The sequence below is a fragment of the Sinorhizobium meliloti genome, assembly GCF_017876815.1.
Classification (GTDB): Bacteria; Pseudomonadota; Alphaproteobacteria; order Rhizobiales; family Rhizobiaceae; genus Sinorhizobium; species Sinorhizobium meliloti.
In genome coordinates this window covers 3,223,220-3,243,377 of record NZ_JAGIOS010000001.1, presented here as the reverse complement: position 1 = coordinate 3,243,377, position 20,158 = coordinate 3,223,220, and the positions used below count along the sequence as shown (strand labels likewise).

Genomic DNA, 20,158 nt, shown 5'->3' with positions numbered 1-20,158 from the left:
CGTTCAGCCGTCAATTCGTTCGACATAGACGCGGATCCGGCCACCGCAGGAAAGCCCGACGCGCCACGCAGTCTCGTCGGCGACGCCGAATTCGAGAACCCGCGGGGTACCGGACGCAATCACGTCGGCAGCCTCCGCGATGACCGCGCCCTCGACGCAGCCGCCGGAAACGGAGCCCTGGAAGTTACCTTCCCCGTCGATCACCAGGTGGCTGCCGACGGGGCGTGGCGCCGAGCCCCAGGTTTCGATCACGGTCGCAAGGGCCACGGAACGCCCTTGCCCATGCCAGGTCTGGGCGACAGCCAAAGGATCGAGGACGTTCGGCTCGTTCTGCATGCTGCAACTCCGAAAACTGCACTCAGGCAATGATCCTGCTTCGGATCAAGTCACATCACTGTGACGCATTCGCCGGCGCACGGTCAACGGCAAGCCGTCCATGGTTCAGGAAACGCCGCGGATCGGCATCGCGAGCTCCGCGGCCGGACAGCGATTTCACCAGATCGGCGACGGATTCGAGATTGTGGATCGGGCGGAACTCGTCGACATGCGGAAGCATGGCCCTCACTCCTCGGGCGCGCGCCTCGAAACCGTCGAAACGCAGCAACGGGTTGAGCCAGACGAGACGCCGGCAGGAACGATGCAGACGATCGATCTCGGTCTCCAGTTCGGCCGTATCGTCGCGCTCGAGCCCATCGGTCATCAAGAGGACGACGGCCCCCTGCCCGAGCACCCGCCGCGACCAGCGGCGGTTGAAATCGTGCAGCGTCTCTCCGATACGCGTGCCGCCCGACCAGTCCTTGACCGCCGCGATGCAGTCATCCAGCGCCTCGTCGGGGTCACGGTTGCGCATCTGCCTCGTGACATTCGTCAACCGCGTCCCGAAAAGGAAAGTATGGACGCGATGGCGCTGTTCGGTCAGCGCGTGCAGAAAATGCAGGAATATCCGGGTATACTTGCTCATCGATCCGGAAATGTCCGCAAGCACGACCAATGGCGGATGGACGAGCCGCGGCTCGCGAAAGCGCGGCAGGATGAAGTCCCCGCCAAACCGCATGGCATCGCGCATGGTGGAGCGCGGATCGATCCGCACCGGGCGATGGGACCGTCGATAGCGGCGCGTTCGTACCCGGTCGAGCGGCAGCAGGATCGCGGACAATGCCTTTCTTGCCTCGGCGATCTCCGCGGTCGTCATCTGGCCGAAATCCGCCTTGCGGAAGAGTTCCCGGCCCGAGACGGTGTAGCGTGCATCGACCTCCACCTCCGGCGCTTCGCTCGGCTGCTGCGCGCCGTCCCGGCCGGCAAGAAGCGCATCACGAACGCGTTCTTCGCCGGCGCGCCGACGCCGATCCTCCCCGGAGCGGGGCATGGCAATGGGCGACATGAGCGCGATCATCTTGTTCACCAGATCCGGCGAACGCCAGAAGAGCCGGAACGCCTCGTCGAATACGGCCTGGTCTTCATGACGCTTGACGAAGATGCATTGGAGCGCTGCATAGAATTCGCCACGGGAGCCGATGCCGATCAGCTTTACGGCACCGATGGCATCGGCGATGGCGGCCGGACCGATCCGCAGTCCCGCCCGCCTCAGGGCACGGGCGAAGAAGACGATGTTGTCGGCAAGCCTTCCTTCATCCGAATGGGCTCCGCCGGTCATCCTGCTCAGTCCTGCGCCAGCAATTCGGCTTTCACCTCGGCAAGCAGGCGGCGGCCTTCGGCACCTTCGATCCGGGCGATGTCGTCCTGATATTTGAGAAGCGTACCGAGCGTGTCGGCCACCGTTTCGGGATCGAGCGCCAGCGCGTCGAGCTCGGTGAGCGCCGTGGCCCAGTCGATCGTTTCCGCGACGCCGGGATTCTTGAAGAGGTCGAGCGCCCTCAACCTCTGAACATAGGCAACGATCTCGCGTGAAAGCGCCGCGTTGCAGCCCGGAACCTTGCGGCGGATGATCTCCAGTTCCTGCGCCGCCTTGGGGTAGTCGACCCAGTGATAGAGACAGCGTCTCTTCAAGGCATCGTGGATTTCGCGGGTCCGGTTGGTGGTGATGATGACGATCGGCGGCTCGTCGGCCTTGATCGTCCCGAGTTCGGGGATTGTGACCTGGAAATCGGAAAGCACCTCCAGGAGAAAGGCTTCGAAGGCTTCGTCGGTGCGGTCGAGCTCGTCGATCAGGAACACCGGCGCCCTCCCGGCAGTCGTCGATATCGCCTGCAGCACCGGCCGTCTTATGAGGAACCGCTCGGAGAAGATGTCGCTTTCCACTCTCTGGCGGTCGACGGTGCCCGCCGCTTCCGACAGGCGGATTTCCAGCATTTGAGCCGGATAGTTCCATTCGTAGACGGCCGAGGCGACATCAAGACCCTCGTAGCACTGAAGCCGGATGAGGGGGCGGTCGAGGGCGCGCGCCAGTACCTTGGCGATCTCGGTCTTGCCGACCCCGGCCTCGCCTTCGAGGAATAGCGGGCGCTTCATCCTGAGGGCCAGGAAGAGAACGGTCGCCAGCGCGGTTCCGGCGAGATAATCCTGCGCCTCCAGCATCGCCCTCGTCTCGTCGATGGACTGGGGCAGCTTTCCTGTCAGCTGTCTCGCCATGCTTCCTCCCGCCTGGACGAAAACCTATAGCGTGTGATATCCGCGGTCCACATAAATGAGCGGTGGCTGCTTCGGGCCGAGCTGTACGTCCACGACTTCGCCGATAAGGATGAGATGTGTGGCCACTTCCTTGACTTCGATCAGGCGGCAGTCGAAGGCAGCGATCGCCTCGACGAGGATGGGCGCACCGGTCGTGCGCTGCGTCCACCGGCCCAAGGCAAAACGCCGTTCCATGTCGAGCTGGTCGCGGCCCGAAAAGGCGTGAGCCAGGGCGTGATGCTGGGCGCCAAGCAGGTTCAGCGCGAAGCTGCCGCCACGCGAAAAGATGTCGTTGCGCCGGTTGGCTGCGTTGAGGCAAGCGAGCACGGTCGGCGGATCGTCGGATACCGAGCAGGACGCGGTGATCGTCACGCCGCGCCGCTCCTTGCCATCGGCCGCCGTGATCAGCTGCACATGCGACGACATGCGGCTCATCGCATCACGGTAGGTTATCGGGTCCAGCCGGGTCTTCTCCAACACATCTCGCTCCGGAACGATATCTCGCACATACATAGACTCTCGCGGAAAATATGAAACCCGGCGGCGCGAGAATCTTGCGGATCAGCGGCGCTTGCAATCGATGCGGCGACAAAGCCTCGTTATGCCTCGATCTTTTCCTTTGACGGGCGCGGCCACATCCTTAAAACATGGCGGTCGATAGCGGGAAAAAACATGCCTAAATCACTCGTCACCAGCCTCTTCGTCGCTGCGCTTGCGCTGACCGGTCCTGCTTTCGCTGCCGGCGTGAAGGTCGCGGTCGTGGCTCCAGAGGAAGGGGCTTTCGCCTCTCTCGGAAGGCAGATTTCTGCCGGGGCAGCATTCCAGGCCGGCGACCGCGGAAGCCAGGTGATCCCGATCAACGAAAACTGCGATCCTGCCGGCGGCCAGGCGCTGACGAAAGCCCTGCTTGCAAGCGGCGCGGAAGCGGCAATCGGTTTTCTGTGCACCGAGAGCCTTGAAGCCGCACTGCCGGCGCTCGCCGAAGCCGGCATTCCGGCGATCACAGTCAGCGTCCGTTCCGACATCCTCATGGAGGACGCACTCAAGAAAGAGTGGCCGTTCTATCGCCTGGCCCCAAGCGGCAAGGCCGAAGCGGCGGCGATCACCGATGCCATCGTCGCGAACTGGAAAGGCCGGCCGCTCGCTCTCATCGACGACGGGACGATCCACAGCCGCGAGCTTGTCGAGAGCGTGCGCAACGGGTTGGCCGAGATCGGTATAACACCGGTTTTCACCGACACCTACCGCCCCTCGCAGGAACAGCAGGTGAGCCTCGTGCGGCGACTGGCGAAGAGCGGTGCAACGCATGTCTTCACCGGAGGCGACCGCAACGATACGGCGGTCATCGCGCGTGACGCGACAGCGGAAAACGTTCCGATAATCCTTTTGGGCGGCGACACGCTGAACGCTGCCGATCTCGACGTCCCGCTTGAGAACGGCGTCCTTGCCATGACGATCCCCGACCCCGCACGATCGTCGGAGGCTGCGGCGGTGGCAAAGGCCATGCGCGCCGCCAAGGTCGAGCCCGAGGGATATGTTCTCCCCGCCTTTGCCGCAGTGTCGCTCCTCGAGCAGGCAAAGGACCAGGCGGCAAAAGACGGCAGCTCGCTTGCCGACGCCCTGACGAAAGGACCCTATCCCACAGTGCTCGGCCCGATCGGGTTCAATAGTGCGCACGAGCTGGCCGAAACCCCTTACAGGCTGATGCGATGGCAGGACGGGCGTTTCGTCGATGCAGCCGCTACGGGCAGTACGGAATGATGCGGAAAGGGGCCAGAAATCTCATCACGGACGTGCCCGGATTGCTGGTCGGCAATGCCGAGGATATCAGGCTGAAATCCGGGGTTACGGCCGTGCTCTGCGATCCGCCGGCGACGGCTGCCGTCCAGGTTCTAGGCGGCGCTCCCGGCACGCGCGAGACCGACCTGCTCGCTCCCCACAATACGGTCCAGGCCGTCGACGCGATCGTGCTCTCCGGTGGCTCGGCCTTCGGCCTCGATGCCGCGTCGGGCGTTCAGGCGGCGCTGCGCGAGATGGGGCGCGGGTTCGCCGTCGGCCCGCATCGTGTGCCGATCGTGCCCGCGGCGATCCTCTTCGATCTGGCAAATGGCGGCGACAAGGATTGGGGACGCTACGCGCCGTATCGCGATCTCGGCTACCAAGCGGCGCGTGCGGTATCGGCGGATTTCGGGACCGGCAGCACCGGCGCAGGCACGGGCGCGCTTACTGCGACCTTCAAGGGCGGTCTCGGCTCCGCGTCGACGGTACTGTCCAACGGGATCACCGTCGGCGCACTTGTGGCAGTGAATGCCATCGGCTCGGCGACCGTCGGCGACACACGTCATTTCTGGGCAGCACCCTTCGAGATGGACGACGAGTTCGGCGGGCTGGGCCAGCCCACGCCCTGGCCGCAGGACGCCGCTGCCCCTCGCTTCAAGTTTCGGGAGCGGCAAGCGTCGGCGACGAACACGACCATCGCGGTCATCGCCACCGATGCGCTGCTCACCAAGGCGGAGGCTAAGCGTCTGGCGATAGCGGCCCATGACGGCTTTTCGCGTGCCCTGTGGCCCTCTCATACGCCGCTTGACGGCGATCTGGTCTTTGCGCTTTCGACGGGCACGAGCGGAAAGGCGCCACTGCTTCAGGATTTCATCGATCTCAGCGCCGCGGCAGCCGCCACCATGGCCCGTGCGATCGCGCGCGGCGTATACGACGCACGAGATGCCGGAGACGATCTGATGCCTGCCTGGTCCTCACGCTCCTGATCTTCGCGCCGGTTGTTCGGGAGGCCCGAGAATGCTATGGCGCGGGAAAGAGCCGGAGCACGATGATGACCCACCCCATTCGCATTGCCCCGTCGATCCTGGCGGCCGACTTCTCCAAACTCGGCCAGGAGGTTCGCGACGTCGCCGAGGCCGGCGCCGACTGGATCCATCTCGATGTCATGGACGGACATTTCGTACCGAACATCACCTTCGGACCCGACGTGATCAAGTCGCTGCGCCCGCACACCCGGGCGACCTTCGACTGCCACCTGATGATCGCGCCGGCCGATCCCTTCCTCGAAGCCTTTGCGAAGGCCGGATGCGACATCATAACCGTCCATGCCGAAGCAGGCCCGCATCTGCACCGGTCGCTGCAGACGGTGAAGTCGCTCGGAAAAAAAGCCGGCGTCTCGATCAATCCGGCGACGCCGGAAAGCGCAATCGAATATGTCCTCGACACCGTCGATCTCATTCTCGTGATGACGGTCAATCCCGGCTTCGGCGGCCAGAAGTTCGTCGGCGCGACGGAGGAGAAGATCCGGCGGATCAAGGCAATGATCGGCAGCCGCCCGATCGAGATCGAGGTGGATGGCGGTATCGCGCCCGATACGGCCGGCGTCGCGGCGAAAGCGGGCGCCAATGTGCTGGTCGCCGGATCCGCCATCTTCAAGGGCGATTCCGTCGATGCGTATCGCAGCGCCATCGAAGTGCTCCGCACGCAGGCGCAAAAGGCACGCGGATGACGGCGCGCGCAGCGACTGCGGGCATCATTCTGGCGATGCTTGCCGCATCGGGTGCGGCGGCCGGCGACTACGCCGCCTTCCAACCGATCGGCTTTTCGTCGGACGGCGATGTCTTCGCCTTCGAGGAATACGGTATCCAGGACGGCTCCGGCTTTCCCTATTCGACGATCTACGTTCTCGACACGAATACCGACGCCTTCCTGCCCGGCGCTCCCGTGCGCGCCGTTGCGGAGGAGGACGGAGCCGATCTGCACAGGGCGCGCGGTGAAGCCCACAGGCGCTCTGCGCCGCTCATCGATGCCTATCGTCTCCACGACACGCCGGGAGTGCTCGCTGCATATAATCCCGTGACCGAGCTCGATGCAGAGCCGCGCACACTGACCTATTCCTCATTTCCCGCCGATGCATCCTTCCGCAAGACCTATGCGCTGAAGCTCGAAGAGAAGGTCTTCGAACCGGAAGGGATCTGCGAGGGCTTTCTGAAAGAGGTCAAAGGCTTCCGTCTGACGATGACCGAAAAGGCCGGGAAGCCCGCATCGGACATACTCGAAGACGAGAAGCGCATTCCCTTGAGCCGCCGTTGCCCGACAGGCTACCGCATCGGCGGCGTCGTGACCCATGTCAAGGCCGACGGCTCCGAGGTCCATGCAGTGATGATCCTGGTCGAGTCGCTCGGCTTCGAGGGCACCACCGACGGCCGCTGGATCGCGGTACCGGTGCGGATTCCCGGTTGATGGAGGGGAAGGCCGCGGTCCGGGCAAAGGTGCTCATCGCAGACCCGGACCGGCCGAAGCGCTACCGTCTCGCGCATTCGGTTCCGAGCCTGCGGGAAGCGATCCTCGGCGCGCTCTGCTGGGGCTTCGCGATGGCTCTCTCGGCGTGGCTTGCACTTTGGTTCCGCGAAAATAACGTCACGTTCCACCTGAAAAGCATTCTCGGGCTTTACGCATGGGGCGGCATCGTCGCATGGCCGCTTTCTCTGTTTGCCGCCCGCTGCTTGTCGCAGAACCGACCGGCCGAGACACGGTTTTCGGCCTTTTTCCTGTGCCTCGCCGCAGGCACGATCGGAACGACGGCATTCCTATTCGCGCTCGACTACCGCACTTTCTATGCGCAGTGGCATGCGATGACCGGAACACGCACCTGGCTGTTCCAGTTCGCGTTCACGTCGCTTGCCGCCTTCTACCAGTTTCTGGTCCTCGGCGTTCGCCTTTACCTACCCCTCGGTGCAGTCGCGCTCGTAGCAACGAGTCTGCTGCTCGCGCGATCGGACGCGCGGCAACGGCGTTGAGCTTCACCGCCATCTTTGATAGAGGCACAGCCATCCTCCACTCTCGACGAAAGCTTGAAGCCCATGATCTCCCGTTACTCCCGGCCGGAAATGGTGGCCATCTGGTCGCCGGAAACCAAGTTCCGCATCTGGTTCGAGATCGAGGCGCATGCCTGCGACGCCTTGGCCGAAATCGGCGTGATCCCCAAGGAAGCTGCAAAGACCATATGGGAAAAGGGCGGCGCGGCAACCTTCGACGTCGCCCGCATCGATGAGATCGAAGCCGTCACCAAGCACGATGTCATCGCCTTCCTCACCCATCTTGCGGAATTCGTCGGCCCCGACAGCCGCTTCATCCATCAGGGCATGACCTCTTCCGACGTGCTGGACACCTGCTTCAACATTCAGCTCGTCCGCGCCACCGATCTCCTGCTTGCCGATCTCGATAAGCTGCTCGAAGCGCTGAAGCGGCGTGCCTTCGAGCACAAGGACACGGTGACCATCGGTCGTTCGCACGGCATCCACGCCGAGCCGACGACCTTCGGCGTCAAGCTCGCGCTCGCCTATGCGGAGTTCGACCGCTGCAAGCAACGCCTTCTCGCTGCCCGCGAGGAGATTGCGACCTGTGCCATTTCCGGAGCGGTCGGCACCTTCGCCAACATCGATCCGCGCGTCGAGGAACACGTGGCAGAGGCGCTCGGCCTCAAGCCTGAACCCGTCTCGACCCAGGTGATCCCGCGCGATCGCCACGCGATGTATTTCGCCACACTCGGCGTCGTCGCCTCCTCGATCGAGCGCCTTGCGACCGAGATCCGGCATTTGCAGCGCACCGAGGTTCTGGAAGCGGAGGAATATTTCTCTCCGGGCCAGAAGGGCTCTTCCGCCATGCCGCACAAGCGCAATCCGGTCCTGACGGAAAACCTGACCGGCCTCTCCCGAATGGTCCGCGCCTTCGTCGTTCCGGCCATGGAAAACGTCGCGCTGTGGCACGAACGCGATATCTCGCACTCGTCGGTCGAGCGGATGATCGGTCCGGATGCGACGGTTACGCTCGATTTCGCGCTCGCCCGCCTGACCGGCGTCATCGACAAGCTTCTCGTCTACCCGGACAACATGCTGAAGAATATGAACAAGTTCCGCGGGCTTGTTCATTCGCAGCGTGTCCTTCTCGCCCTCACCCAGGCCGGAGTGTCGCGCGAGGACGCCTACCGCCTCGTACAACGCAACGCCATGAAGGTCTGGGAACAGGGCAAGGACTTCCTCGAAGAACTGCTCGCCGACACGGAAGTCCGTGCGGCTCTTTCCGAAGAGGACATTCGGGAGAAATTCGACCTCGGCTACCATACCAAGCATGTCGACACGATCTTCCGGCGGGTTTTCGGTTCCGTCTAGCTACTGCATGTTTCCTTTAATCGTATACGATTAAAGGACAAAAACATGCAGCAGATCAAAGTGCTACAGCGACCTTTGCGCGTCTGATAAGACGCGCGGCGCTGTAGAACAGAAACCGCCGATCCCTGGTTGGCGCGCGTCCTTCCATGGCCCGCATTTGACGTCCTTCGCTCAAATGCGGGCGAAGTCTTTAGCGTTCCTTTAGGTGCTCCATGTGAAGATTGCAGCTGTCTCAATCAGGTTTCGAGGAAACCATGGTTTACAAGGACAGTGTTCAGCGTGCCTCTTCGCGCGAAGAGACCAAGATAACCGGAACCGTCACCTGCAAGACGGGTTCGACCAACGGGATTGTGGTGGATCTTTCCGACGAAGGCATCTGCTTCAGGCTGCTCTTCGATATCGGCGCACGGACAGGCCAAGAGGTGACGATCCGGAGCGAGGAGCTCGGCTTTCTCTCCGGCATGGTGCGCTGGGCTCGCGGCGACAGGATCGGCATCAAGCTGAACCTGTCCTCGAACACGGCGGCCCAGATCTCGTCCTATTACAAGTTCTTTCGCTGACCTTGAGTGAAGGACCGGATCGAGGCACGGGGCGTTGAGGGCTGCTGCCGTCCAACGCCCCGCTCGAGAGACGCTATCGCGCCGCCCCGACAGGTTCCACCAGCTTGCGGTAGAGATGCCACGTCGCGTGGCCGAAGATCGGCATGATGACGGCAAGACCGACGAAGATCGGGATGGAGCCGATCACCAGTCCGGCTGCGATGATCAAACCCCACAGGGCCACCGGCACCGGGTTGGCGAGCGTCGCTCTGACGGAAGTTTCCATCGCCGTCAGCGCACCGACGTCGCGATCGAGCAGCAGCGGGAAGGTCACGACGCTGATCGACAGCACGACGACGGCAAAGACGAATCCGACGAGATTGCCGACGAGGATCAGGTTCCACCCCTGCTCGGTGGTCGTCACACTGGTCCAGAACTCCGAGATAGAAGCCGGAGGCGTCGGACCGAACATGGTTATATAAAGACCCTGGGCGACGAGCAGCCAGACGACGAAGATCACGAAGAGGACAGCGGCAACCGCGAGGATCGACGGGATTGCCGGATGGCGATGCAGCCGCATTGCATGCGGCCATCGCGCGTCCATGCCGAGTTCGCGACGCCTGCTGACCTCGTAGAGGGCGATGGCAGCAACAGGCCCGATGAGGGCAAAGCCGGAAGCGAGCGGATAGAGCAGCGGCAGCATGTTCGCTCCCGCACTCCACGTCATCAGCACGACGCCGGCGATTGGATATATGAGGCACAGAAAAACATAATGCGACGGCTTTTCCCGGAAGTCATCCAGCCCGAAACGCAACGCGTCGAACACATCCGCAATGCCAATCTTTCGTATGCCGGGATGCGTGACGGTCGGATCTGCCCCCGACAGAACATGGAAGGTTGTCATGGCTCACACTCCTCAACGAACCAGAGCAGCCACGGACCCGCGACAGCGGTAAAAGATTGGCCGCTGTCGAACCGCGGCTGTGAGTGCGATTATACAGAAAATGCGGCCTCTGTCGCCTCCGCCTTGACTTCGGCCTTTTTCGACTTCAAATCGCGACGATCATGAAGGTTTCCGAAACGCACATCCTCATCGTTCCCGGCTACACCAACTCGGGCCCGAACCATTGGCAGACCCGATGGGAGCGCAAACTGTCGACCGCGCGCCGCGTCGAGCAGGCAGAATGGTCGAAGCCGGTGCGGGAGGATTGGGTGGCGCGCATGATCGAGGAGGTCAACGCCGCTGAGAAGCCTGTCGTCATCGTCGCGCATTCGCTCGGCGTTGCCACGGCGATCCACGCACTGCCTCACTGCACGCGGCAGATTGCCGGCGCATTCCTGGTTGCTCCGCCGGACGTCGCCAATCCGAAGATCCGGCCGAAACACCTGATGACCTTCGGCCCCTATCCGCGCGATCCCCTGCCCTTCCCGTCGGTCATGGTGGCCAGCCGCAACGATTCCTTCGGCTCTTACGAGCACGCCGGCGACATCGCCAACGCCTGGGGATCGTTGCTCGTCGATGCCGGCGACGCCGGCCACATCAACACGGAGTCCGGCCACGGCCCCTGGCCGGAAGGCTCGATGGTCTTCGCCCAGTTCCTGAGCCGCCTGCGGGCGTAAGGCACGTCCGTGTTGGACACCGGAACTCACGCCTGGCCGAGACCCGCTGCCGCGACGCGCAGGCATTCGAGAAAAGTTTTCTGAAGCCTGCTCGGCAACCAGTTCTCCCGAACGGTGATACCGATGGTTCGCGTCCGGAGCCGGCTGCGCACCTCGTCGGCGACCGGAACGCAGCCAAGAAGGTTTTCTCTTTCCTCGATGGCGATCTGGCGGCGAGAGAGCATCGACAGCCGGTCGCTTTCCAGAATGATGGCACGCGTGAGAACGAGCGAGCTCGTCTCGATGCTCGCCCTTGGCGCATCCCGGCAACCAGCAAAGAGCGCGTCGAATGCGGCCCGGATAGGCGTGCCGGGCCGCTGGGCGACCCATTGCTGGGCGGCGAGCTGGTCAAGCGATGCGCCCTTGCCGTCGCTGTTGAGAAGCGGGTGCCCGGATCGTCCGACGACCGCATAGGGGTCCTCGAAAAGGGGCTCCGCCCGCAGCCCCTCGAGGTCGCTGCCCGAACGCAGCGCTCCGATCAGAATGTCGCTCGCGCCGGTGCGCAACTGCTGCGACAGAGCCTCGTAAGAGCCATCCATGACTTCCACCCGAGCATTCGGGTGAGCCGCCATAAGCGGGTTGACGGCGCGCGCAAGCAACAGGGTGCGCGCAAGCGGAAGACTTGCAATCTTGATCCGCCCCTCCATGCGCCCCTCGTTTTCACGGATTTCATCCACAGCCTGCTCCAGTTCGGTGAGAGCGACCTGCCAGCGGATCGCAAGGCGGCGGCCTAGCGCATTCGGCGCCACGCCGGCCGGACTGCGCATAAGGATGGCCCTGCCGATATTGGTCTGCAGGTCGTGCAAGGCCCGGTGCAGCGCTGCCGGCGAGCCGCCGCCGCTGCGCGCGGCCTCGGTAATCGAACCGCTGCCGGAAAGGGCGATCAGCGCCTCGATCTGCCGAAAGCCGATCCGGGCGAGACATTTGGCGACCAGCGTCGGGTCTCGCTGCGAACTCACGCCGAAGAGTTCGGCCAGCGCCGAGGCGATCTGGTTCTCCATGCGGCGAAGCCGCATCAAGAGAACCTCGCCGGCCGCCGTCGGCTGACTGCCGGCAGCATAGCGTGACAGGAGTTTCGCGCCGAAGCGGCGCTCGATACCCGCCAGCGCAACCGAGACGGAGGGTTGTGAAATGTGCAGCTCGGCGGCCGCCCGGTTGAGGCTGCCCGTCTCGCAGACCTGCATGAAGACCCGCAGATGCCGGAGGTTGATGTCCATTGCGATCATCTCTGCTCCAGAGGCAGATTCGAAAAAAACTATAGCGTGGCTCGGCTTTCGTATTAGCACCCGAGCCCTGTTCGGTGCCAGTGTCCACTCCGAAGAATGAAGGAGCATGGATATGCATCAAAAGACCGGACTCGTCGTCAGCGCCCATTCGGCCGACTTCGTCTGGAGGGCTGGCGGCGCGATCGCGGCCCACGCAAGACAGGGTTATGCAGTCACCGTCGTTTGCCTGTCCTTCGGCGAGCGCGGCGAGTCGGCGAAGCTTTGGAAGAAGTCGGGAATGACTCTCGAGACCGTGAAGGCGGACCGTCGGCGCGAGGCGGAGAACGCCGCGAAGGCGCTCGGCGTTCACGATATCCTGTTCTACGATCTTGGCGATTATCCCATTCAGGTGACGCCGGAAGCTTTCGATCGGCTGGTGGACCTCTACCGCGAAATACGCCCGGAGTTCATGCTGACGCACTCGCGGCAGGACCCGTACAACTTCGATCATCCGATGGCGACCGAATTCGCCCAGCATGCGCGTGTCATAGCCCAGGCGCATGGGCACAAGCCCAGCACGCCCGTACTCGGCGCCCCGCCGGTTTATCTCTTCGAGCCGCACCAGCCGGAACAATGCAACTGGAAGCCAAACTTCCTGCTCGACATCACCGATGTCTGGGAGAAGAAACTGGCGGCGATCAAGTGCATGGAGGGACAAGAGCATCTCTGGGAATATTATACCCGTGTCGCCCTCCAGCGAGGCGTCCAGGCCTCGCGCAATTCCGACTACAAGATCACCTATGGAGAGGCCTACGAGGCCGTCTTCCCGCACGTCACCGGTACCCTCGGCCATGGAGCGCTGGCATGAGCGTGGTTCACCGGAATATCGAGCGCACCGATAGAAGCCTCGCAGACGCCCTGGCGGAGTGCGGCGTTGCGACGGTGCACGAGGCGATGGGCCGTACCGGCCTGATGCAGTCCTATATGCGGCCCGTCTGGCGCGGGGCGCGCGTGGCGGGTACGGCGGTAACGGTCTCGATACCGCCTGCCGACAACTGGATGATCCATGTAGCGGTCGAGCAATGCCGCGAAGGCGACATTCTCGTTGTCGCACCGACCTCACCTTGCGACGCCGGCTATTTCGGCGAATTGCTTGCGACCTCCCTCATGGTGCGTGGCGTGCGCGGACTGATCATCGAGGCCGGGGTACGGGACGTCAGCGAATTGGAGGAAATCGGCTTTCCCGTCTGGTCGCGGTTCGTCTCGGCACAGGGAACGGTGAAGGCGACGCTTGGTTCGGTCAACGTGCCGATCGTCTGCGCAGGCGCCACCGTGGCACCCGGCGATGTCGTCATCGCCGACGACGACGGGGTCATGGTCGTGCCGAAAGCGCAGGCCGAACAAGCGGTCGCGGCCTCGCGCGCCCGGCTCGAGAAGGAGCGCAAGACGCGTGAGCGGCTGGCCGCCGGCGAACTGGGACTGGACATCTACGACATGCGCGGCGCACTGGCCGCCAAAGGACTGAAATATATCGATTGAGCGGGAGATGGCGCAGGAGCCATTTCTGCAGGGAGGACGAATGATCACGATTGCATTCATCGGCTTCGGCGAGGCAGCGCAGTCCATCGCCGGCGGGCTTGGCGGCCGGAACGCCGCGCGGCTCGCCGCTTACGATTTGCGCTTCAACGACCCGGCTGCTTCCGGCGCCCTGCGGGCTCGAGCGGCGGAACTCGGTGTCGAACCGCTCGACGACGTGGCCGGCATTGCTTGCGCGGATGTCGTGCTGTCGCTCGTCGTGGGTGCCGCGACGAAGGCCGTCGCCGCCTCGGCGGCGCCGCATCTTTCCGACGAGGCGGTCTTCATCGACCTCAACTCCGTCGGGCCCGACACCAAGGCACTCGCAGCCGGCGCCATCGCGACCGGGAAGGGCAGCTTCGTGGAAGGCGCCGTCATGGCGCGTGTGCCACCCTATGCGGAGAAGGTTCCGATCCTCGTCGCGGGCAGGCGCGCCGTCGAGGTGGCTGAGCGCCTAAACGCGCTCGGCATGAACCTCGAAGCGGTCGGTGAGACCCCGGGCCAAGCTTCGTCGCTGAAGATGATCCGTTCGGTGATGATCAAAGGCGTCGAGGCCCTGCTGATCGAAGCTCTGTCCTCGGCGGAACGGGCCGGCGTTACCGAGCGCATTCTCGATTCGGTCCAGGAGACCTTTCCCGGCCTCGACTGGCGTGATGTCGCCGACTATTACCTTTCCCGAACCTTCGAGCACGGCGCCCGTCGCGTGACGGAGATGACCGAAGCGGCCGAAACGATAGAATCCTTCGGCTTGAACGCCCCCATGTCGCGGGCTGCCTGCGAGACGATCGCCGCCGCCCATGCGGCGATGAAGGATCAGGGGCTCTCCGTGAATGATGGCTATCGCGGTTTCGTGCCGGTGCTCGCACGCCGCTTGGCGAGGGACAGTTGAGATGGACGGTATCTTACAGTCGCTCGGCGTCATCTTCAGCCTTTCCGGAGTTGCCGTACTCGTCACCGGGGCCCTGCTCGGGATCGTCATCGGCGCCCTGCCCGGGCTTGGTCCGTCGATCGGATTGAGCCTGCTCATCCCGTTCACCTACAATCTCGGCCCCGAGCTCAGCATGCTGCTGATGATCTCGCTCTATACCTCCGCCGAATATGGTGGCTCGATAAGCGCGATCCTCCTGTCGACGCCGGGCACGGCCGCCGCTGCGGCGACCGCGATCGACGGCTATTCCATGGCTCGACAGGGCAAGGCGAACGAGGCGATCTCGATCTCACTGACGGCCTCCACCGTCGGCGGGGTTCTCGGCGGGCTCGCGCTGCTGCTGCTGGCCATGCCGCTCGCCTCGCTGGCGTTGAAGTTCGGCCCGGCCGGATATTTCGCCGTCGGCGTATTCGGCCTGAGCTCGGTCGCGGCACTGTCCGGCGGTTCGCTGGTGAAGGGTCTTGCCTGTGCGGCCTTCGGTCTTGCGCTCGCGACGGTGGGCATAGATCCGATCGCCGGCACGCCGCGCTTCACCTTCGGACTTTTCCAGCTCTATGAGGGCGTACCGTTTCTGGCGGCACTCATCGGCCTCTTCGCCGTGTCGGAAGCGCTAGCGATGGTCGAGAGCCGCGTGGTGTCGGCGCCGTCCATCAAGGACAAGGTTGGCCACGTCTTCATGTCAGCGGCGCTGTGGAAGGAAACCTGGCACTCCATGCTCTCCGGTTCGGTCATCGGCACGCTGCTCGGAATTCTTCCAGGCGTCGGCGGCAACATCGCCTGTTGGGTCGCCCGAGATTATGCCCGCGCCCGGGACCGTCATCCCGAAGAGTTCGGCAATGGCTCCGCAAACGGCATCGCGGCACCTGAAGCCGCCAACAACGCCACAGTCGGCGGCGCACTCGTGCCTCTCCTTGCGCTCGGTGTTCCCGGTTCCCCGACGACTGCGATCATGGTCGGCGCACTTATCATGCACGGTCTGCATCCCGGTCCGCAGCTCTTCAACGAGGCGCCATCGCTGGTCTATGCGATTCTTTTCGGTACGATCATCGCGTCGCTGGTGCAATATGCCGCCGGCTCTCTTTTCCTGCCGCTCATGGCCCGAGTGATGCGACTGCCCGATGCGGTGATCGCCGTCGGCATCATGGCCTTTGCCGTTCTCGGCGCCTTCGCCATCCGCAACCTGATGTTCGACGTTTATCTGATGCTCGGCTTCGGCGTCGTCGGCTATCTCATGAAGAAGCTCCGCTTCCCGGTCGCCCCCGTCATTCTGGCTATGGTGCTCGGCTATCTGGTGGAGTCGAACTACCGTACCGCGCTCGTGTCCTCGCAAGGCGACTACACGATCTTCGTCACCGATCCGATCAGCCTGATCTTCCTCATCCTGAGCCTCGTCAGCCTGCTGACGCCGCTTTGGCGGCGGATCCAGGCGCACCGCGCCAGTGCGCGGACCGAAGAAACGGCGGACGGCACCGTCCGTTGAAAAGCATCCAACTGGAGGAGAAGAAATGAGTATTACAAGAAGAACGTTTGGGACGCGCATGGCAGGCGCGGCTGTGGGACTGGCCCTCGCCCTGTCGGGATTTGCCGTACCGGCGAACTCGATCGCCGCGGAATTTCCGGAAAAGCCGGTGACGCTGGTGGTTTGGGCGGGTGCCGGAGGAGCGCTCGACACTTACGGCCGCAAGCTCGCCGAGCTCCTGGAAAAGGAGGCAGGGTGGACGGTGAAGGTAGACAACAGGCCGGGCGGGAGCGGCGCCGTCGGCGTCTCGCAGATCATGACGCAGCCGGCCGACGGCTACAACATCCTCGTCCTCACCGGAACGCTGACCTTCGGCATCGCCCAGGGGCTCATTCCCTTCGAACTCGAGGATTTCCGCCTGCTTCGGGCCATGCAGTCGGAGCCGTCTTCGCTTGCGGTGCTTTCCGACAGCCAATTCAAGTCCGTCGACGATTTCACCAAATACATGAAGGACAATCCGAACGGGCTGAAGGTCGGCGGCCATGCGCCCGGCGGCTTTCATCAGTACATGCTGTACCAGCTCATGAAGAAGGGCGGTTTCGAGAGCGGCTGGATCCCGCATGACGCGTCAGGCAAGGTGACGCTCGGCCTCCTCGGCAAGCACCTCGATGCTGCCATGATGACGCCATCGACCGGCCTTGCGCAGGTCAAAAGCGGCGAGATCAAGCTGCTTGGCGTTTCGACCGACGAGCGTAGCGCGTTCCTGCCCGACGTACCGACGTTCAAGGAGCAGGGCTACGACATCGAGGGGGCGATCTGGCGCGGTGTCGCGGTAAAGGCGGGAACACCCGACGACGCCGTCGGCGCCATCCAGGCTGCAGTGGACAAAGTGACCGCATCCGAGGACTGGAAGAAGTTCCAGACCGAGCAGTTCCAGGATAGCCCCGACTGGAAGGAAGAGGAGTTCACCAAACGGGCGCAGAGCGACCTCGCCAACCAGCTCGAATTCCTCAAGGCCAACGGATACGTCGAATGAGCGATCACGCATCGGGTACTTCGATACATGTCCTCTCCGCCGGGCACGGCGGGGAGGCACCGCACGGGCATTATTGGCAAAACCTCGTCGCGGCCCTTGTATGCATCGGCTGGAACGTGGGCTTCCTGCTGTTGAGCCTCGGACTGCCGGCTGGACATTCACGAGGCGATGTCGGGCCGGGTTCGCTGCCCATTCAGGTTGCTGTATTCGGTACGGCCGTGTCGGCTGTCTATCTCGTTCAGGTCCTGAGGGGCGTCGATCTCGGCGGAACGCACGGCAGGGTCGACATTGCACGCGTCAGCGGCCTGATGGCTCTCTTCGTCGCGGTGTGTCTCGGCGCGAACTGGATCGGGCTGGCCCTTTGCCTCGGAATCGGCGCGGGCGTGGCGACGCTGCTCTTTCCCGGCGAGAAACCGCTCGTCCGAGCCGTCGCAACCGGGGCCGGCTTCTGGGCGATCGCCTATCTGGTCTTCGGCAAGCTGCTCGCGCTTCCTCTTCCTTGAAACGACCTGACAGGAGTGAACACATGACGCCGGATGGCATCGCGTGCATGATGATGAGGGGCGGCACGTCGAAAGGCGCCTATTTCCTCGCCGACGATCTTCCCGCCGACGCCGGGGAGCGCGACCGGCTCCTGCTGCGCATCATGGGGTCGCCCGACCCGCGTCAGATCGACGGCATCGGCGGGGCCGATCCGCTGACGAGCAAGGTGGCCGTCGTTCGCGCCTCGGCCCGGCCCGATTTCGACGTAGACTTTCTCTTTCTCCAGGTCTTCGTCGATCAGGCACTGGTAAGCGACAGCCAGAATTGCGGCAATATACTTGCCGGAGTCGGCGCTTTTGCCGTCGAGCGCGGGCTGGTCGAAGCCGCGGAAGGCGAAACCGCCATCCGAATCTACATGGAGAACACGTCCCAGTCGGCTGTCGCGCGCATCCGCACCGCGAATGGCCGACCGGTCTATGCGGGCGACGCATCGATCGACGGGGTGCCGACTCCCGCAGCACCCGTCTATCTGACCTTTACGGACGCCGCCGGTTCAAGCTGTGGCGCATTGCTGCCGACCGGCTCGGCCGCAAACGAGATCGAGGGTGTTGCCTGCACCCTGATCGACAACGGAATGCCGGTCGTTGTCATGCGGGCGGCGGATTTCGGCCTGACGGGGTATGAGAGCCGCGAAGAGCTCGAGGCGAACGAGTCCGTCAAGGCGCGTATCGAGCGCATCCGCCTCGCCGCAGGACCGCTGATGAATTTGGGCGACGTCATGAAAAAGTCCGTACCCAAGATGACCTTGGTCGCCCTTCCGGTGAATGGCGGCGCCATCATGACCCGCAGCTTCATTCCCCACCGCGTACATGCTTCGATCGGCGTCTTTGGCGCACTCAGCGTGGCCACGGCGTGCCTGCTGCCAAACAGTCCCGCAGCGTCCCTGGCCATTTTGCCGGAGGGCGAGGAAAAGACCGTGGCCGTCGAGCACCCGACGGGACGTATGGAAATCCTGCTTCGGCTCGACAACGCCGGCAGCGTGGAGGAATGCTCGTTTCTGCGCACCGCGCGAAAGCTCTTCGATGGTCGCGTCTTCGCATGACAGCGGGCGCGGCTCAAAGAAACGCCGCCCGGTCTCTGCCGGGCGGCGGCATGGAGGTATCGGTTCAGTTTTTCTGTAGCTGTGCGACCGCTTCCGAGAGCAACTCAATCATGCGGACGCGAATGTCGTCTTCGGATATGGCAACGCCGGCCGCATCGAAATCGGTCTTGATCTTGCGCACGACGTCCTCGTGCCCGGCCTCTTCGAAGTCCGCGGCGACGATTTCGCTCGCATAGGCTTCCGGGTCCGACTTGGCGAGCAGACCGGCGGCCCAAAGGCCAAGCAGTTTGTTGCGGCGTGCGGTCGCCTTGAACCTCAACTCCTCGTCCAGTGCGAACTTCGCCTCGAAAGCCTTCTCGCGATCCTGCATCGTGGTCATCAATCGATCTCCCTCAAAAATATGCTGCCCGAAGCACCATCGCATAAACCAAAAGGCTCTCGAAAGTGCAATGCGCCTTTTCGCCTTCGGCGACTTTCATGATAGCCTAATCTAATCCGGGGATGGAAAGACACGCCGATTGTTAATTGTCTTCTTTTCGGATATGGACCCGCTGAGAAAATTCCCAATGCGCCTCCCAAGAGCGCCAACAACCACAGAGACAGATCCATGAATCGTCGCCGCCGTATCTACGAGGGCAAGGCCAAGATCCTTTACGAGGGTCCGGAACCGGGCACGCTGATCCAGTTCTTCAAGGACGACGCCACCGCCTTCAACAAGAAGAAACATGACGTCATCGACGGCAAGGGCGTGCTCAACAACCGGATTTCCGAGTACATCTTCACCCATCTGAACAAGATCGGCATTCCGACCCATTTCATCCGCCGCCTCAACATGCGCGAGCAGTTGATCAAGGAAGTGGAAATCATTCCGCTCGAGATCGTCGTGCGCAATGTTGCTGCCGGATCTCTTGCCAAGCGCCTCGGCATCGAGGAAGGCACCGTACTGCCGCGCTCGATCATCGAATTCTATTACAAGGCCGACGCCCTCGACGACCCGATGGTCTCCGAAGAGCACATCACGGCTTTCGGCTGGGCGAGCCCGCAGGAACTCGACGACATCATGGCGCTCGCCATCCGCATCAACGATTTCCTTTCCGGCCTCTTCCTCGGCGTCGGCATCCAGCTCGTCGACTTCAAGGTCGAATGCGGCCGCCTCTATGAGGGCGACATGATGCGCATCGTCCTGGCCGACGAGATTTCCCCCGACAGCTGCCGTCTCTGGGACATCGAGACGAAGGAAAAGATGGACAAGGACCGGTTCCGCCGCGATATGGGCGGACTTGTCGAAGCCTATCAGGAAGTGGCCCGCCGCCTCGGCATCATCAATGAAAACGAGCCGCCGCGCGGTTCGGGTCCGGTGCTGGTCAAGTAATC

23 protein-coding genes are annotated in these 20,158 nt (G+C 63.2%); 16 read left to right on the top strand and 7 right to left on the bottom strand.

What is annotated here, in order from left to right:
* Positions 1–3 precede the first annotated feature (3 nt).
* The 4 genes from JOH52_RS15670 to JOH52_RS15655 are packed head-to-tail and all read right to left on the bottom strand — an operon-like array spanning position 4 to position 3,141.
* Positions 4–336 (bottom strand): XdhC family protein, encoded by a 333-nt coding sequence (locus tag JOH52_RS15670; RefSeq protein ID WP_003531447.1) that lies wholly within the window; start codon positions 334–336, stop codon positions 4–6.
* Between the two features lie 55 nt (positions 337–391).
* Positions 392–1,654 (bottom strand): vWA domain-containing protein, encoded by a 1,263-nt coding sequence (locus tag JOH52_RS15665; RefSeq protein WP_003531444.1) that lies wholly within the window; start codon positions 1,652–1,654, stop codon positions 392–394.
* Between the two features lie 5 nt (positions 1,655–1,659).
* Complete coding sequence (locus tag JOH52_RS15660) at positions 1,660–2,589, bottom strand: AAA family ATPase (RefSeq protein ID WP_010969441.1); 930 nt, start codon at positions 2,587–2,589, stop codon at positions 1,660–1,662.
* 24 nt (positions 2,590–2,613) lie between these two features.
* On the bottom strand, positions 2,614–3,141 hold the full coding sequence (locus JOH52_RS15655; RefSeq protein ID WP_003531440.1) for a flavin reductase family protein: 528 nt from the start codon (positions 3,139–3,141) through the stop codon (positions 2,614–2,616).
* A 159-nt stretch (positions 3,142–3,300) separates the two neighbouring features.
* Here JOH52_RS15655 and JOH52_RS15650 point away from each other — a divergent pair, with 159 nt between their 5' ends.
* From JOH52_RS15650 to JOH52_RS15620, 7 genes are all read left to right on the top strand, one after another.
* Positions 3,301–4,389, top strand: a complete 1,089-nt coding sequence (locus JOH52_RS15650) for a branched-chain amino acid ABC transporter substrate-binding protein (protein WP_010969442.1) — start codon at positions 3,301–3,303, stop codon at positions 4,387–4,389.
* On the top strand, positions 4,386–5,393 hold the full coding sequence (locus JOH52_RS15645; RefSeq protein ID WP_014526837.1) for a P1 family peptidase: 1,008 nt from the start codon (positions 4,386–4,388) through the stop codon (positions 5,391–5,393). The genes JOH52_RS15650 and JOH52_RS15645 overlap by 4 nt, the downstream gene beginning before the upstream one ends.
* A 62-nt stretch (positions 5,394–5,455) precedes the next feature.
* Positions 5,456–6,136, top strand: a complete 681-nt coding sequence (gene rpe / locus JOH52_RS15640) for a ribulose-phosphate 3-epimerase (RefSeq protein ID WP_010969444.1) — start codon at positions 5,456–5,458, stop codon at positions 6,134–6,136.
* Complete coding sequence (locus tag JOH52_RS15635) at positions 6,133–6,870, top strand: DUF2259 domain-containing protein (protein WP_010969445.1); 738 nt, start codon at positions 6,133–6,135, stop codon at positions 6,868–6,870. The genes rpe and JOH52_RS15635 overlap by 4 nt, the downstream gene beginning before the upstream one ends.
* Positions 6,870–7,427 (top strand): hypothetical protein, encoded by a 558-nt coding sequence (locus tag JOH52_RS15630; protein WP_010969446.1) that lies wholly within the window; start codon positions 6,870–6,872, stop codon positions 7,425–7,427. The genes JOH52_RS15635 and JOH52_RS15630 overlap by 1 nt, the downstream gene beginning before the upstream one ends.
* A 63-nt stretch (positions 7,428–7,490) precedes the next feature.
* Positions 7,491–8,798 carry an adenylosuccinate lyase gene (gene purB / locus JOH52_RS15625; protein WP_010969447.1) on the top strand — a complete coding sequence of 436 codons (1,308 nt, stop codon included), beginning with the start codon at positions 7,491–7,493 and terminating at the stop codon, positions 8,796–8,798.
* 254 nt (positions 8,799–9,052) lie between these two features.
* Positions 9,053–9,358: a PilZ domain-containing protein gene (locus tag JOH52_RS15620; RefSeq protein WP_003531426.1), complete on the top strand. Its 306-nt coding sequence runs from the start codon at positions 9,053–9,055 to the stop codon at positions 9,356–9,358.
* A gap of 73 nt (positions 9,359–9,431) precedes the next feature.
* Here the strand turns inward: JOH52_RS15620 and JOH52_RS15615 are convergent, their stop codons facing one another.
* Entirely contained in the window at positions 9,432–10,241 is an 810-nt protein-coding gene (locus JOH52_RS15615) for a DUF2189 domain-containing protein (RefSeq protein ID WP_014529479.1), read from the bottom strand.
* Positions 10,242–10,402: 161 nt separating this feature from the next.
* Between JOH52_RS15615 and JOH52_RS15610 the strand changes: the two genes are divergently transcribed.
* Positions 10,403–10,957 (top strand): RBBP9/YdeN family alpha/beta hydrolase, encoded by a 555-nt coding sequence (locus JOH52_RS15610; protein WP_003531424.1) that lies wholly within the window; start codon positions 10,403–10,405, stop codon positions 10,955–10,957.
* Positions 10,958–10,983: 26 nt separating this feature from the next.
* Here JOH52_RS15610 and JOH52_RS15605 read toward each other — a convergent pair whose 3' ends face one another.
* Complete coding sequence (locus tag JOH52_RS15605; protein ID WP_010969449.1) at positions 10,984–12,222, bottom strand: LysR substrate-binding domain-containing protein; 1,239 nt, start codon at positions 12,220–12,222, stop codon at positions 10,984–10,986.
* A 112-nt stretch (positions 12,223–12,334) separates the two neighbouring features.
* Here JOH52_RS15605 and JOH52_RS15600 point away from each other — a divergent pair, with 112 nt between their 5' ends.
* From JOH52_RS15600 to JOH52_RS15570, 7 genes are read left to right on the top strand one after another with little or no spacing between them, the layout of a single operon-like run.
* The gene (locus tag JOH52_RS15600; RefSeq protein WP_010969450.1) at positions 12,335–13,069 is read left to right on the top strand and encodes a PIG-L deacetylase family protein; all 735 of its coding nucleotides are present in this window, start codon (positions 12,335–12,337) and stop codon (positions 13,067–13,069) included.
* Complete coding sequence (locus JOH52_RS15595; protein WP_010969451.1) at positions 13,066–13,740, top strand: 4-carboxy-4-hydroxy-2-oxoadipate aldolase/oxaloacetate decarboxylase; 675 nt, start codon at positions 13,066–13,068, stop codon at positions 13,738–13,740. Before JOH52_RS15600 ends, JOH52_RS15595 begins: the two co-directional genes overlap by 4 nt.
* Before the next feature lie 40 nt (positions 13,741–13,780).
* Entirely contained in the window at positions 13,781–14,665 is an 885-nt protein-coding gene (locus JOH52_RS15590; RefSeq protein WP_014529478.1) for an NAD(P)-dependent oxidoreductase, read from the top strand.
* A 1-nt stretch (position 14,666) separates the two neighbouring features.
* A complete protein-coding gene (locus tag JOH52_RS15585; protein ID WP_010969453.1) occupies positions 14,667–16,184 on the top strand; it encodes a tripartite tricarboxylate transporter permease in 1,518 nt (505 codons plus the stop codon).
* A gap of 25 nt (positions 16,185–16,209) precedes the next feature.
* On the top strand, positions 16,210–17,199 hold the full coding sequence (locus tag JOH52_RS15580) for a tripartite tricarboxylate transporter substrate binding protein (protein WP_014526839.1): 990 nt from the start codon (positions 16,210–16,212) through the stop codon (positions 17,197–17,199).
* On the top strand, positions 17,196–17,702 hold the full coding sequence (locus JOH52_RS15575) for a tripartite tricarboxylate transporter TctB family protein (protein ID WP_010969455.1): 507 nt from the start codon (positions 17,196–17,198) through the stop codon (positions 17,700–17,702). Before JOH52_RS15580 ends, JOH52_RS15575 begins: the two co-directional genes overlap by 4 nt.
* Before the next feature lie 23 nt (positions 17,703–17,725).
* On the top strand, positions 17,726–18,784 hold the full coding sequence (locus tag JOH52_RS15570) for a 4-oxalomesaconate tautomerase (protein WP_010969456.1): 1,059 nt from the start codon (positions 17,726–17,728) through the stop codon (positions 18,782–18,784).
* Between the two features lie 64 nt (positions 18,785–18,848).
* Here the strand turns inward: JOH52_RS15570 and JOH52_RS15565 are convergent, their stop codons facing one another.
* Positions 18,849–19,163, bottom strand: a complete 315-nt coding sequence (locus JOH52_RS15565; protein ID WP_003531408.1) for a DUF1476 domain-containing protein — start codon at positions 19,161–19,163, stop codon at positions 18,849–18,851.
* Between the two features lie 228 nt (positions 19,164–19,391).
* On the opposite strand from JOH52_RS15565, the gene purC reads away from it, so the two are divergent.
* Complete coding sequence (gene purC, locus JOH52_RS15560) at positions 19,392–20,156, top strand: phosphoribosylaminoimidazolesuccinocarboxamide synthase (RefSeq protein ID WP_003531407.1); 765 nt, start codon at positions 19,392–19,394, stop codon at positions 20,154–20,156.
* The last annotated feature ends 2 nt before the right edge of the window (positions 20,157–20,158 follow it).